Source organism: Pseudomonas sp. JQ36 (assembly GCF_053851495.1).
Genome location: NZ_CM132642.1, coordinates 1,417,112 through 1,431,985 on the forward strand (window position 1 = coordinate 1,417,112; position 14,874 = coordinate 1,431,985).

General features: G+C 59.6%; 10 protein-coding genes and 1 tRNA gene. 9 read left to right on the forward strand and 2 right to left on the reverse strand.

Translation table 11 applies throughout. From position 1 onward, the window contains the following. Nucleotides 1–89 precede the first annotated feature (89 nt). The 9 genes from ACS4NR_RS06230 (at nt 90) to ACS4NR_RS06270 (ending at nt 12,542) form a co-directional block, all read left to right on the forward strand. Nucleotides 90–3,014 carry a type VI secretion system Vgr family protein gene (locus ACS4NR_RS06230; protein WP_456019402.1) on the forward strand — a complete coding sequence of 975 codons (2,925 nt, stop codon included), beginning with the start codon at nt 90–92 and terminating at the stop codon, nt 3,012–3,014. Beyond that, complete coding sequence (locus ACS4NR_RS06235) at nt 3,011–7,702, forward strand: RHS repeat-associated core domain-containing protein (RefSeq protein ID WP_456019403.1); 4,692 nt, start codon at nt 3,011–3,013, stop codon at nt 7,700–7,702. Before ACS4NR_RS06230 ends, ACS4NR_RS06235 begins: the two co-directional genes overlap by 4 nt. Before the next feature lie 10 nt (nt 7,703–7,712). Continuing rightward, entirely contained in the window at nt 7,713–8,141 is a 429-nt protein-coding gene (locus tag ACS4NR_RS06240; protein WP_456019404.1) for an SMI1/KNR4 family protein, read from the forward strand. A gap of 135 nt (nt 8,142–8,276) precedes the next feature. Continuing rightward, nucleotides 8,277–8,540: a PAAR domain-containing protein gene (locus tag ACS4NR_RS06245; RefSeq protein WP_456019405.1), complete on the forward strand. Its 264-nt coding sequence runs from the start codon at nt 8,277–8,279 to the stop codon at nt 8,538–8,540. Nucleotides 8,541–8,767: 227 nt separating this feature from the next. Continuing rightward, nucleotides 8,768–9,163, forward strand: a complete 396-nt coding sequence (locus tag ACS4NR_RS06250) for a hypothetical protein (protein ID WP_456019406.1) — start codon at nt 8,768–8,770, stop codon at nt 9,161–9,163. A 24-nt stretch (nt 9,164–9,187) separates the two neighbouring features. Then, nucleotides 9,188–9,571 (forward strand): DUF1801 domain-containing protein, encoded by a 384-nt coding sequence (locus ACS4NR_RS06255; protein WP_456019407.1) that lies wholly within the window; start codon nt 9,188–9,190, stop codon nt 9,569–9,571. Nucleotides 9,572–9,708: 137 nt separating this feature from the next. Next, nucleotides 9,709–9,783 (forward strand) — tRNA-Gln (locus ACS4NR_RS06260). A gap of 172 nt (nt 9,784–9,955) precedes the next feature. Beyond that, a complete protein-coding gene (locus ACS4NR_RS06265; RefSeq protein WP_003224376.1) occupies nt 9,956–10,336 on the forward strand; it encodes a RidA family protein in 381 nt (126 codons plus the stop codon). 217 nt (nt 10,337–10,553) lie between these two features. Continuing rightward, entirely contained in the window at nt 10,554–12,542 is a 1,989-nt protein-coding gene (locus ACS4NR_RS06270; RefSeq protein WP_047602089.1) for a peptidase U32 family protein, read from the forward strand. A gap of 27 nt (nt 12,543–12,569) precedes the next feature. Here the strand turns inward: ACS4NR_RS06270 and ACS4NR_RS06275 are convergent, their stop codons facing one another. Beyond that, on the reverse strand, nt 12,570–13,538 hold the full coding sequence (locus ACS4NR_RS06275) for a Dyp-type peroxidase (protein WP_456019408.1): 969 nt from the start codon (nt 13,536–13,538) through the stop codon (nt 12,570–12,572). Nucleotides 13,539–13,606: 68 nt separating this feature from the next. Further along, a complete protein-coding gene (locus ACS4NR_RS06280; protein WP_456019409.1) occupies nt 13,607–14,872 on the reverse strand; it encodes an FAD-dependent oxidoreductase in 1,266 nt (421 codons plus the stop codon). Nucleotides 14,873–14,874 lie beyond the last annotated feature (2 nt).

The following is a 14,874-nucleotide window of genomic DNA, read 5'->3' on the forward strand; positions in this document are numbered from 1 at the left end:
GGCCGGGGTGGCTTGTACCTACAGATTTTTTTGCGTGCGCCACGCTTCATGGAATGGCGTCAGTCGCAGCATTGCGCGAGGAACAAGGGATGTTCTCACCGGCCAATCAGCCTCATTTCAATCTGACCATCGATGGCGCGGACAGCGATTTCCAGGTGCTGTCGTTCACCGGGAAAGAGGCGCTCAACAGCCCCTTCGAGTTCGAGCTGGAACTGGTCAGTGAGAAGGCCTCGATCAACCTCGAAAGCCTGCTGCACAAACTCGCGTTCCTGCAGCTGTCGCCCAGCGGCACGGGAATTCACGGGCTGATCTACAGCATCGCCCAGGGCGAGGCCGGCAAGCGCCTGACCCGCTATAAAATCTCCCTGCGCCCGCAGCTGTCGTACCTCGCGCATCGGGTCAACCAGCGCATTTTCCAGCAGATGACCGTGCAGCAGATCATCAGCAAGGTCCTGGAAGAACACGGCATCCTCGCCAGCGATTACCACTTCCAGCTGAGCGCGATTTATCCGGAGCGCATCTACTGCGTGCAGTACGACGAAAGCGATCTGCATTTCGTCCAGCGCCTGTGTGAGGAGGAGGGGATTCACTACCACTTCCAGCACACCGCCAGCGGCCACAAACTGATGTTCGGCGATGACCAGACGGTGTTCCCGAAACTGGCGCCGGTGGCCTATCAGCAGGACTCCGGACTGGTCGCCGATCAACCGGTGGTCAAGCGTTTCGGCCTGCGTCTGGTCACGCGCACCAGCCGCACCACTCGGCGTGATTACGACTTCGTCAAACCGAAGATCGAGCTCGAAAGCGATGCCAAGAGCAGCGCCCAGCCGGATCTGGAAGATTACGATTACCCGGGGCGTTTCGTTGACCGCGAGCGCGGCAAGCACCTGGCCAATCGCGCACTGGAACGCCATCGCACTGACTATCGTCTGGCCGAGGGCAACAGCGACCAGCCGATTCTGGTCAGCGGGCATTTTCTCGCTCTCACCGAACACGCCAACCCGACCTGGAACGATCTGTGGCTGCTGACCGAGATCTTCCACGAAGGCAAACAGCCGCAAGTGCTCGAAGAGTCGGTGACCAGCGACACCACCGATAACAAGGACGATTTCCACCAAGGCTACCGCAACCGCTTCAACGCGATTCCGTGGGACGTGCCGTACCGGCCGCCGCTCGATCATCCGAAACCGAAAGTCCTCGGCACTCAGAGCGCCGTGGTCTGCGGCCCCGAGGGCGAAGAGATCTACTGCGACCAGTACGGCCGGGTGAAGGTGCAGTTCTTCTGGGATCGCGAAGGCGAGCACGACGACAAGACCAGTTGCTGGATGCGCGTGGCCTCGAACTGGGCCGCGGAAACCTTTGGCGCGATCAACATTCCGCGGGTTGGCATGGAGGTGTTGATCACCTTCCTCGAAGGCGATCCCGATCAGCCGCTGATCACTGGTTGCCTGTACCACGGCGCGAACCTGCCGCCGTACAAACTGCCGGACTTCAAGACCCTGGCCACGGTCAAGAGCAAGGAATACAAGGGCAGCCGCGCCAACGAACTGCGCATCGACGACACCACCAGTGAGATCAGTATTGCGCTGCGCAGTGACCACGGCGCCAGTGCGATCAACCTCGGCTACCTGACCCATCCACGCCCGAGCGGCGGTCAGCCGCGTGGCGAAGGTTTCGAGTTGCGCACCGACCGCCATGGCGCGGTGCGTGCCGGCGCCGGTCTGTTGATCACCACCGAGCCGCGCCCGAACGAATCGAAGCACCACAAGGACCTGCCGGAAACCGCCGAGCGCCTCGCCACCGCCAGCGATCAGCAAGACGGTTTCGCCACCCAGGCCAAAGAGCTTCAAGCGCAGGAGGCGGGCGATCAGGACGACGTGGCCAAGGCCTTGCACGCGCAGCATCAAGGCGTGCTCGGCAGTGGCCCGGCGAACATGACTGCCAATGAATTCCCTGAATTCACCGAGCCGCATCTAGTGCTCGCGAGTCCCGCCGGTATCGCCCTGACCACGCCGCGCTCCAGCCATATCGCCACCGGTGAACACCTGGCGCTGAGCAGCACCGGGCACACCAGTTTTTCCATCGGCAAACGCCTGCTGGCCAGTGCCAGTCGCGGCATGCGTCTGTTCGTGCAGAGCATGGGCTGGCGTCTGGTCGCGGCCTCCGGCGACATCGACGTCAAGGCCCTCAAGGACAGCATCAACCTGCTGGCCAAACTCAACATCACTGCCAATGCCGACCGCATCACCATCACCGCCAAGACCGAACTGGTGATCCAGGGCGGCGGCAGCGCGACCACCTACAACGCCGGCGGCATCACCCACGCCACCACCGGCCCGTACACCGCGCACGCGGCGAACTTCGCCTACACCGGGGCGAAGAGTCTGGCCGGTGTATTCCCGGAACCGCCGAAACCGGGCAAGGGCAATCTGGAGCTGTTCAACCAGTACGCCGGACGTCAGGGCATCAAGGAAGGCGATTACGAAGTCATCGACGCCCTCGGCAAAAGCATCAAGGGCAAGCTTGACGCCAAGGGTTTCGCCAGCGTTTCTGGCGCCGCACCGGGGCCGGCCCGCGTGCTGTTCGGCAAGGACCCGGCGGACACCTGGAGCGACGGCAGCTACATCGGCGAAGCAGAGTGGCCGCTGAATCCGCCAGGCACTGAAGACGTGCCGAGCCAGGTGCAGGCGATGGTTGCGCAGGCTCTACCGAACAAGAATTGGGACATGTTGGAGAAGGGCAAGGACATGGCGCAAACAGGGATGAATGCGATGCAGACTGCGCAAGGCGCAATGCAAACGGCGCAGCAGGTGAAAGGGGCGGTGCAGGGTGGGCCGGCCGGGTTGCCGAAACTGGCGAGTGCGGCGCTGCCGAGTGCTGCGGGGATTCTGGGGGCGGCGAGCAAGAGCGGCAAGTTGCCGGGGCTGCCGGCGCCGACGCTACCGAAGCCTTCCTTGAAAACCCCGGATTTGAGTTCCGTTTCCACTCTGCTGCCCGGTGAGAAGTTGTCATGACTGCACCAACTCCTGTTGTGAAAAAACGCGAGCCGCAAGTCGCGGTCGTACCGCTCAACACTATCGATATCAAGGACGTCGGGCGTGGGGCTGCCAGGTTCGATGCGTGGCTGCAGTCGATCAGCGGTGGCGTGGTCACGCTTGAACGGGTCAAGAACGTTGCCGGCGCGCTCCCGGTAGTGGGCAATATCATGGCTCTGGTTGACGCCCTCGGAGACATTGTCACCTTGGCGAAGAGCAAGCAGCGTCATTTGCTGGATTGGGTCAGCCTGGGTATCAATCTGATCGGTGTGCTGCCGGCACCACCGACCATGGCGTCGGCGCGGATGACCTTGCGTCCGACGTTATCACTGGTTCGTCAGGAACTGCGCAACAGCGCGAAGATGTTGTTGGGCGACTCATTGATCGAGGTGTTGATCGGGCATTTGAATGCCACCATCGTTGGTACGATCGATGACTTTGTGGAGCAAGCCAAGCCCAAGCTGGCAAGCATCCTCGATGATGCGGGAGAGCTGGGTCAGAAGGCGGTGAACGAGATCGCCAAGGGCCTGGAAACCGTGGTTAACGGCAAACTCGACGCCAAGGGTGACCTCAAGGCGGCGGGTGCCAAAATGAGTGCCGCAGGCAACCAGTTCTGGCATGACCCCAAAGCATCAATCGGTAACTTTCTTGGGGCCACATACAGTGCCTATAAGGCGGCGGGGAAAGGTGTCGCCAACAGTGCGGCGAAGCATTTGCTGCCGCAAGACGCCAAGGCACTGGTGCTCAGCAACACCGGCATGCTGCGTACCTTGGGTGTGGAGCTTAGAACGCAGATGAAAAAGCTCGGTGATCCGGGCGTACAGCACTCCATCGGTTGGTTGCTGCAGATGTTGGCGGGTGCTGTCGTGACCTGGCGCAAACGACGCTCCCATGGGCAAGGCGCAAGCGTCAAACCGGGAACGACCTCGAAGTCTCAACATCTGGCGGGAAAGGGTCGCCTGGAATCCACCAATCAACAGGTTCAGGCAACTCACGCACCGGACCCGCAGAAAAACGGCACCTGTAGCAGTACCTGTAACAGCATCAATTTTGCATTGGGTTCGGAAACCCTCAGTCATACCGATTTCAGTTTGCCTGGGCCGTTTCCGGTCGAGTGGACGCGAATCTACCACTCACGCCTCGGGGCTTATGATCAGGGCGAACTTGGCGCGCGCTGGATTAGCGAGTTCACCACGCGTTTTGATTGCGTTGACGATGGCCTGACGTTCCACGATGCCGACGGTCGCAGCCATTCGTATCCTCTGCCCAAGGCAGGCTTGTCCCATTACGACGCCATCGAAAACACTACCCTGATTCGGGCCAGCGACGATCAGTTGTTGCTGTGCCGTGGCTTCGAACGCAAGGAAACCTATGTCCGGCGTGGTCAAACCTATGTGTTGACCGGCATCGTGTTGCGCAATGGCGCCGGGATCATGCTGCATTACGAGCATCGTCACGGCGAGCGAGCGGTGCTCTCGGACCTGATGACCTATCAGGAAAACGACATCAGCAAAGTCCACTTGCACCTCGGCACCCTGATCGATCATCACGGACGCCTCACTGGCCTTTGGGAAATTTGCAATGGCGCACCGCTGCGCCAACTCTGCGCTTACCGCTACGACGATTTTGGCGATCTGATTCAGGCGCAGGATGAGAATGGTGCGGCATGGACGTATGAATACCAGCATCACTTGATTACCCGTTACACCGATCGTACCCACCGTGGAATGAACCTGCAGTGGCAGGGTACAGGTGCCGATGCCAGAGCCATTCGTGAATGGGCAGACGATGGCAGCTTCGATACACGTCTGGAGTGGGACGAAAACATTCGCCTGACTTATGTCACCGACGCGCACGGCGGCGAGACCTGGCATTACTACGACATTCTTGGTTACACGTACCGCATTCGATACCCGGATGAGCGTTCGGAATGGTTGTTCCGGGATGAAGCCAAGAACGTGATTCGTCATGTACATGCCGATGGCAGCACGGATCAGTATCGCTACGATGAGCGCGGCAACCGTCTCGAACACATCCAGGCCGATCACACGGTAGTGCATTTTGCTTACAACGATCAGGACTTGCTGATCAAGATAAGTGACGCGGAGGGCGGCCAATGGCTGCGTGCCTACGATGATCAGGGCAATCTCGTCGAAACTGTCGATCCGTTGGGCAACAAGACGGAATACGCCTACGACAAGGCTGGCCGGCCGACCGCGATCAAGGATGCCAACGGCAACGAGAAAACGCTGGCCTACAACGATGCCGGACAGTTGGTGGAGTATGTCGATTGCTCGGGCAAGACCAGCGCCTGGGAATACAACGAACTGGGCCAGATGGTTTGCTTCACCGATGCGCTCGGGAACAGCACTGAATATCAATACAAGGCTGGGCACCTGGTATTGATCAAGCATCCGGACAAGACCGAGGAGCGCTTTCAGCGCGATGCCGAGGGGCGGTTGCTGGCTTACACCGATGGACTGGACCGTTGCACCACCTGGAGTTACACCGCCGCCGGATTGATTTCCGAACGAGTCGATGCAGCCGAACAGACCTTGCGTTATCGCTGGGATCGGCTCGGAAGACTGACGAATCTGGAAAACGAAAACCAAAGCAGTGCGCAGTTCCACTACGACCCGGTGGGGCGTCTACTGATGGAGACCGGCTTCGACGGTCGAACGACACGCTATCAGTACGACTCCACCTCAGGTCGGCTGGTCGAAACCCGCACCGCAGAGCGCAGCATTGCACTGAGCTACGATCCGATGGGCCGCATAACGGAGCGCCGCGCCAGTCTGGGCGATCAACAGCAAAGCGAGACCTTCGCCTATGACGGCAATGGAAACCTGGTCATGGCGAGCAATGCTGACAGCCGACTGCAATGGTTCCATGACCCTGCCGGGAACCTGCTGCGTGAGCACCAACACTACCTTGGCCTGGAAAAGCCATTGGTTGCGGTCTGGCAGCACGAGTACGACGTACTCAATCAGCGTGTCGCAACGACGCGTCCTGATGGGCATCGGGTCAGCTGGCTCACGTATGGCAGCGGCCATTTGTTGGGGCTGCGGCTGGACGAGCACGAACTGGTCGGTTATGAGCGCGATGATTTGCATCGAGAGGTGGTTCGTCATCAGGGTAATCACCTGCTGCAAACCCAAAAATGGGATCCGGCCGGCAAGTTGCAACAGCAACTGCTCATACACGGCGACAGCAAAACAGCCGTATTGAAGCGTGAGTACAAATACGATGCCGTGGGTGAACTGACGGATCTGGACGACAGTTTTCATGGTTTGTCGTCCTACCGTTATGACCCGGTGGGACGCTTGCTTGCAGCCACTACTCGACAGGGCGTGGAAACCTTCGACTTCGATCCGGCCGGTAACCTCCTGGACAACCAGGCCACGCAGATCCGTCGACCGCTGGAACAGACGCCGCTACGCAGCAAACTGATCGATAACTTGCTGCGCCACTATGCGGGTACGCATTACGAATACGACGAGCGCGGCAATGAGACGGTACGTTGGCACAACGGTAGCCGCCGCGAGATGCGCTGGGATCTTTTCGATCGACTGGTGCATTTTGACGACGCTCGCCTGGCCGTGGATTTTGCTTACGATGCTCTGGGCCGACGTCTCTATAAAAACTCCAGCGTGCATTTCAAACAGCGCCCGGAAGCTGGGTCGCTGTGGAATCAAAGTGAATATGCTCGAAAACAGCGGGAGTCTGGCTGCGGTTTCACATTGTATGGATGGGACGGTGACAATCTTGCCTGGGAAAGCAGTCCGTCCCGACAGGACGTCGGCACCGGGCGCACCGTGCATTACATCTTTGAACCCGGCACTTTTGTCCCGGTTGCCCAGGCGCTGATCCATAGAGCCATCGACCTGCCTGGATCGGCTGATTCCAGTGGTGAGTACAGTCTGGAAGATGATCCGTTATGGAATCTTAAAGTTGCCATTCAGCCTGTTGATGTATTGAACTGGTATCAATGCGACCATCTGGGAACTCCGCGCGAGTTGACCGATGCGCAGGGTGAGATCGCCTGGACTGCCGAATACAAGGCTTGGGGCTCGGTTGTGGAGCAACGCTCTTCGGTTGCCCGGCGAGAGGGTGTAACCAATCCGATTCGGTTTCAGGGGCAGTACCATGACCACGAAACCGGACTTCATTACAATCGACACCGCTATTACGATCCTGATACCGGACGATTTATCGGGCAGGATCCGATCAGCTACGTCGGTGGATTGAATCTTTACAGTTATGCACCCAATCCTACCGGCTGGATCGATCCGCTCGGGCTGGCCAAAACCTGTTGCTGTGGTGAGCCTTACGTCAACCAGGACACACGCTGGCGCCAGGTCATGGAAGATCCGAATACACCGTCTTCAATGCGCGGCTGGATCAAAAATCAGGCAAGCCGAGTAGATGCCGGCAAGCAAGCCAATATCAAGGCACCGCCAGGCTATGAGTTGGCACACCGCCCACGGTTCGAGAATGACTCAGGGTATGACTATTCTCACGCCGATCCGATGCTGGCAGCCGATCACCGCGGCATTCAACACCGTTACTGGCGAAAACGCGGCGGATGCTGGAATGCGAGAATGCCTAAATCCGGTTTCCCCGGAACGGGTAAGTTAAGTCTGCCTAAACGAGGGGCGCTTCCATAAGCGAGGATTTATGTCTAAGACACGTGTGATTGGTACAACGACAGACGCTATTCAGGAAGAAGAAAAGAAACTGGGCCGAACACTGCCAAAGTCCTTTTCCGATTGGCTTCTTTCAAATAACGGAAAGTCACTGGGGGCGTTAACGATTTTCCCCGTTCTGGACGCTCGTGACCGAAGGAAGACCTGGGAATCGATCGATCATCACTTTAAAAAGGACTGGCAGGAGTGGCTGGAGAATTTTTCCGATACCTCTACCGACTTTTCAGGACTTCTGCCGTTCGCTGAGTTTGGCACGGGGGATTATTACTGCTTCAACTACGCGGTGAAGGGTCAGACAGGAGAGCCGGTGGTGGTCTTGTGGTCTCACGAAACCGGTGAAATTGACCAGGTAGCGGAAAGCTTTGCCGCGTTTCTGGTCATGCCGGGGCGACCAGGCTGATGTTTTGATGCTGGCGCTAGTCATGAGTTGTCGCAGCCTGCCCACGTGCGAAATTGATGCTCGACCTCGAATGGTTTGAAGACAGCTGGATGGTGGAGTAACGCCACCCAGCTCAAAGGTCAAAGGAGTGACAACATGAAAGATGCCATTCGCCTGGGAGACTCCACCAGCCACGGTGGCAAGGTTCTCGAGGCCTTCTCTCAAACCGACCTCAACGGCAAGCCGATTGCCGGGCTCGGTCACAAGGTCAGTTGCCCGTTGTGCAAAGGGATTTTCCCGATCGCCGAGGGTAGCAGCACCTACACCGTCGATGGCGTGCCCATCGCACTCGACGGCATGAAAACCGCCTGCGGTGCCGCACTGATTGCCAGTGGTCCGAAAGGGGCTGTTACCAGCTGAATCCATATTTTGCGCATCGATTGCCTTTTGCAGGGCGGCGGGTTCCTGCCGCCTGTTTGAAGGGTACTTGAAGCATGAATGGCGTTGTTCTACTGCATCGCCTGAATATTGATGCCAACCAACAAACCGTTGGTTTTGCATGCTGGATCAAAGTCAGGCTGTACGAGTAGGTCGGGCATTGAAGTAACGATGGAACTCAAAACTCTCTGGATGTTAAAGGAATAAATATGAAAGCCACTTCTTTGATCCTCGCACTGACCGCCACTTTCGGCCTCTCCACTCTGGCCCGCGCAGAAGCGCCAGATCCCGCTACCCTGAAAGGCATGTACGACACTGGTCGCAACATGTCGGGCCTGATCAAGCATTGCGTCGACAAGGGCTACCTGAAAGCGGACAGCACGGAAAACGCCAACAAGATGGTGGCGTTCGTTGCGAATATGCCGGGCGCGTTCGACAAGGCTGATGGCGACAAGAACGAAAATCTCGGTCGCAAAGGCGAAGTGTTGGCCGACGGTCAATACAAGAGCCTGAAAAGCAACCTGCCGCCGGATCTGAGCCTCGAACAATGGTGCAAGCAAGCGGATCAAGGGATGCGTGAGGGGCTCAAGCAAATCGGCTTGTAAACCACATCGAAGAGAACACTCGCCATGAGACCTGAAAAACCACCCACTGACGCCTCGGCACTCATCGACGCACGAATCGCTGAACTGGACGCTTGGCGCGGTGCCATCCTCGGCGAGATTCGCAAGGTCATTCATCAGGCCGATCCCGAGGTGGTGGAGGAGTGGAAGTGGCGCGGTGTTCCAGTGTGGTCACGGGACGGGATTATTTGTACCGGGGAGACCTACAAGGCGGCAGTCAAAATAACCTTCGCCAAGGGCGCGGCGCTGGCCGATCCTGCGCGGTTGTTCAACGCCAGTCTTGAGGGCAACACCCGCCGGGCGATAGATTTTCATGAGGGCGACCAGGTCGATGAGCCGGCCTTGAAAGCACTGGTTCGCGAGGCGATTGCGCTGAATCTCTCGAGGTGAATCGTGGCGTTTGCCTTGGCTCAGAAATAACTGGCTGTTTTAAAACAAATTTTTTTGCACTCAGGGCTTCCCAGATCAAAAAAAGGTTGGTAAATTGCGGCCCATTCTCGCAGAGCTTGTTACAGAGCTTGAGATACAGGGGCGTCGCCAAGCGGTAAGGCAGCAGGTTTTGATCCTGCCATGCGTTGGTTCGAATCCAGCCGCCCCTGCCATATTCAGAAAAAACGCCAGTCCGAAAGGGCTGGCGTTTTTTTATGCGCGCGATTTGTGGCTGGGGCTGACAGTTGCCTGAGCCAAAGCGGGGGACTGTTGTAAACTCCCCGGCGAAAAGTCCCGGTGCGTTGCTGGCCGGCGCCCCTCAATCTCTCCAGACAAGAGACTTTCATGGCTAATCAAGACCTCAGCTTCACCCCTGATCCGGATGCAGATTCAATTTCCAGCGACGTTGTCGGTTTCAACGGCATTCTGGTTTCGACCCAGATCCCGACCCGCGCCGACGGCAGCCTGGAGCTGGGCGATATCACCCTGCAAAGCGAATGCACCCTGCAGGCGCTGAAAGTGGCGCTGGAGCGGGCGGGCAGTTCGATGGATCGCGTGATGCACCTGACCATCTACCTCACCGACATGGCCGATCGCGCGGCTTTCAACGAAGTCTACAAGCGCTTCTTCGCCAAGCCATGGCCGGTGCGCGCCGCGGTGGGCGTGGCGTCGCTGGCGGTGGAAGGCATGCGCGTGGAAGTCACCGCGATGGCCGCCAAGGCCTGACCGCCCCCTGTAGGAGTGAGCCTGCTCGCGATAGCGGTAAATCAGCCACCATCAACGTTGACTGTGCCACCATCATCGCGAGCAGGCTCACTCCTACGGGAGACTCTCGTGTCGGATTGGAGCGAGGTCATCTGCCACTTGGCAGCACAGGCGTGCCGCTCGGGCGTTTCGCGGCTACAATGCGCGCCTTAACCGTGACAGCCTGACTAAAAAAACTATGTCCTTGCCCAAGCATCATCTGGAATTGCTCAGCCCCGCCCGTGACGTGGCGATTGCCCGCGAGGCGATCCTGCACGGCGCCGACGCCGTGTACATCGGTGGCCCGAGCTTCGGCGCGCGCCATAACGCCTGCAACGAGGTGAGCGAAATCGCCGAGCTGGTGGAATTTGCCCGCCGTTATCACGCGCGCATTTTCACCACCATCAACACCATCCTGCACGACAACGAACTGGAGCCGGCGCGCAAGCTGATCCACCAGTTGTACGATGCCGGTGTCGACGCGCTGATCGTCCAGGACCTGGGCGTGATGGAACTGGACATTCCGCCGATCGAGCTGCATGCCAGTACCCAGACCGACATCCGCACGCTGGAGCGGGCGAAGTTCCTCGATCAGGCCGGTTTCTCGCAACTGGTACTGGCCCGCGAGCTGAACCTCAAAGAAATCCGCGCCATCGCCGACGAAACCGATGCCGCGATCGAATTCTTCATCCACGGCGCACTGTGCGTGGCGTTCTCCGGGCAGTGCAACATCTCTCACGCGCAGACCGGGCGCAGCGCCAACCGTGGCGACTGCTCCCAGGCCTGCCGTTTGCCGTACACCCTGAAAGACGAAAAGGGTGGGGTGATCGCCTACGAAAAACACCTGCTGTCGATGAAGGACAACAACCAGAGCGCCAACATCCGCGCGCTGGTCGAAGCCGGTGTGCGTTCGTTCAAGATCGAAGGTCGCTACAAGGACATGGGCTATGTGAAGAACATCACTGCCTACTACCGCCAGCGCCTCGACGACGTGCTCGAAGACCGCCCGGACCTGGCCCGCGCTTCCAGCGGCCGCACCGCGCACTTCTTCCTGCCGGACCCGGAAAAGACCTTCCACCGTGGCAGCACCGACTACTTCGTCACCGATCGCAAGATCGACATCGGCGCGTTCGACTCGCCGACCTTCACCGGCCTGCCAGTGGGCACCGTCGAGAAAGTCGGCAAGCGTGACCTGCAGGTGGTGACGCAGGAGCCGCTGTCCAACGGCGACGGCCTCAATGTGCTGGTCAAGCGTGAAGTCGTGGGTTTCCGGGCCAACATCGCCGAGCCCAAAGGCGAGTTCGAAGAAGACGGCGAGAAGCGCTATCGCTACCGCGTCGAGCCGAACGAAATGCCCGAAGGCCTGTACAAGCTGCGGCCGAACCATCCGCTGAACCGCAACCTCGACCACAACTGGCAACAGGCGCTGCAGAAGACCTCTGCCGAGCGTCGTGTCGCATTGAGCTGGGTCGCACGTCTGCGTGAAGAGCAACTGGAAGTGACTGCGACCAGTGAAGAGGGCATCAGCGCCAGCGTGACTCTGAACGGCCCGTTCGGTGTCGCCAACAAGCCGGAACAGGCGCTGGAGCAATTGCAGGATCTGCTCGGTCAGCTCGGTACCACCCAGTACCACGCCACCGACATCAAGCTCGATGCGCCGCAGGCGTTTTTCATTCCGAACTCTCAGCTCAAGGCCTTGCGCCGTGAAGTCATCGAAGCCCTGACCGCCGCCCGCGTCGCCGCGCATCCACGTGGCAGCCGCAAGGCCGAAACCACGCCGCCGCCGGTGTACCCGGAATCGCACCTGTCGTTCCTGGCCAACGTCTACAACCAGAAGGCCCGCGACTTCTACCACCGTCATGGCGTGAAGCTGATCGATGCGGCGTACGAGGCGCACGAAGAGGCCGGTGAAGTGCCGGTGATGATCACCAAGCACTGCCTGCGTTTCTCGTTCAACCTGTGCCCGAAACAGGCCAAAGGCGTGACCGGCGTGCGCACCAAAGTCGCGCCGATGCAGCTGATTCACGGCGACGAAGTGCTGACCCTGAAGTTCGACTGCAAGCCGTGCGAGATGCACATCATCGGCAAGATGAAAGGCCACATCCTCAACATGCCGCAACCGGGCAGCGTGGTTGGCCACATCAGTCCGGAAGACCTGCTGAAAACCATCCCGCGCGCGCCACACTGAGTGACGGGCGGGCGTGGCGCTACGGTGTCACGCCTGCGCGGGCTCGCGCTCCGCGAGGTCTTCGAGCAAGTCGGCTGACGGCACAAAGAACAGCCCCCCGGTGACTGCGGTGCTGAAGTCCAGCAAACGGTCGTAGTTGCCGACGGGTTTGCCGACAAACATGTTCTCCAGCATCTGCTCGATCGGTTCCGGCGAGCGCGCGTAACCAATGAAATAGGTGCCGAACTCGCCAGCCCCCGGGCGGCCGAACGGCATGTTGTCGCGCAGGATCTTCTGCTCCTGACCGTCCTTGGTAATGGTGGTCAGTGCGCTGTGGGAATTGCTCGGTTTCACCTCTTCACCGAGTTCGATGTCGGCAAGCTTGGTGCGGCCGATCACCTTCTCCTGAGCCTCGACGCTCAAGGCATTCCACGCCTCCATCTTGTGCAGATACTTCTGCACCAGCACATAACTGCCGGATTCGAACGCCGGGTCTTCATTACCGATCAGGGTGAAGTGGTCTGCCTTGCGTCCCACCGGATTCTCGGTGCCATCGACGAAACCGATGATGCTGCGCATGTCGAAGTAGCGGAACCCCTGCACCTCATCCACCACGGTGATCGCGCCATTGAGCGCGCTGCACAACTGGGTCGCCAGTTCGAAACACAGGTCCATCTGATCGGCACGGATGTGCAGCAGGATGTCGCCCGGCGTTGCGACGGCACGACGGCCCTCGACACCGAACTCACGGAACGGATGCAGCGACGCCGGGCGCGGGCTGCCGAACAGGGCGTCCCAGGCGCTGGCGCTGAACCCGCAGACACACGACAGATTGCCATTGGGCACGCGTTTGCCGACCGAGCGGGTGAGGGCGGCGATGTCACCGCACCAGCCGCGCACCTGAGTGGCGGCGTCGCTACCGGGCAGCAGCGTGGCGACGATGAAAATTGCGCTGCTGGTGATCGGGTTGCAGATCGCTTGTGGCTCGGGTGTCTGGGTATCCATTGATGAAGTCATAGTCGGTTCCATATGCGCGGGGCCAAGGTCGGCGCTCAGTATGAAACCAAAAACGTTTCATCGATATCTCAGAAGCGATCCAGTCGATAGGCATCCAGTGTAGGCACGCCGGAATTGGCCGAGGGAGATGTCAACTGAGTAATCATCTGCGCAGTCACCGCCGCCTGCGTCAGCCCCAAATGCTGATGCCCGAACGCGAGCAGCACCTTGCCGTCGCAGACCTTGTCGATGACCGGCAACGAATCCGGCAGCGACGGACGAAAACCCATCCACGGCGTCGCGTCCTCCACATTCAAATCATGGCGGAACAAGCCCTTGCTCAAGTGATGCAATTGCCAGGCGCGCTCCATGAACGGTGGGCGCTGCAGGCCGGCGAACTCCACCGTACCGGCCAGGCGCAGGCCGCCGGTCATTGGCGTCATGATGAACTTGCGCTCCAGCGAGGTGACGGCGAACGGCAGGCGTCCGTGCTCGTGCGGCAACATCAGGTGATAGCCGCGCTCGGTGTCCAGCGGCACGCGTTTACCGGTCAGCGCAGTGGTGAGCTTCGCCGAATGCGCGCCACAGGCGATCAGCACCTGCCGTGCGGTGACGCGGCCCTGATCGGTGATCAGCGACACGCCATGCTCCTGCAACTGGCCGCCCTGAACTTCCTGCTGGAAGAACTGCACGCCGGCCGTTTTGGCGGCGCTCACCAGTTCACACACCACTTGATACGGATCGAGAAAATGCCCGGTGCGCGGGTAGAACAATCCGCCCTGAATCTGTTCACTGAGCTGCGGCGCGCGCTTCCTTACGGCGTTGGCCGACCACAACTCCACCGGCACCTGCTGCTGACGCATGCGCGCCTGCAAGGCATCGATGGCTGGCCGCGACTCGGCGCGCTCGAACACCAGCAGCGAGCCATCCTCCTTGAGCAGGTCGGGACGGGCGATGCTGTGCAGCAAGTGCTTCCACGCGTCGAGGCTGCTTTCATTCAGCGCGCGCAAACCGGCCACGGTGCGCTGAAACGGCGCGGGGCGCAGGTTCAGCAGCAGGCGGGTGAACCACGGTATGGCGCGCGGCATGTACTTCCAGTCCAGACGCAGCGGCCCCATCGGGTCCATCAGCATCGCCGGCAGACGCTTGAGGATCGACGCATCGGCAATCGGAAACACCTGCTCGGTGGCCAGATGCCCGGCGTTGCCGAACGAGGCGCCATGACCGGGCGGTTGCTTGTCGATGACCACCACCCGTTTACCCTGACGCGCCAGTTGCAGGGCGCAGGCGACACCGATGATGCCGGCGCCGATCACCGCGATATCGGCGTTGTCCGCTGTGAGGTTGTCGAGCATGT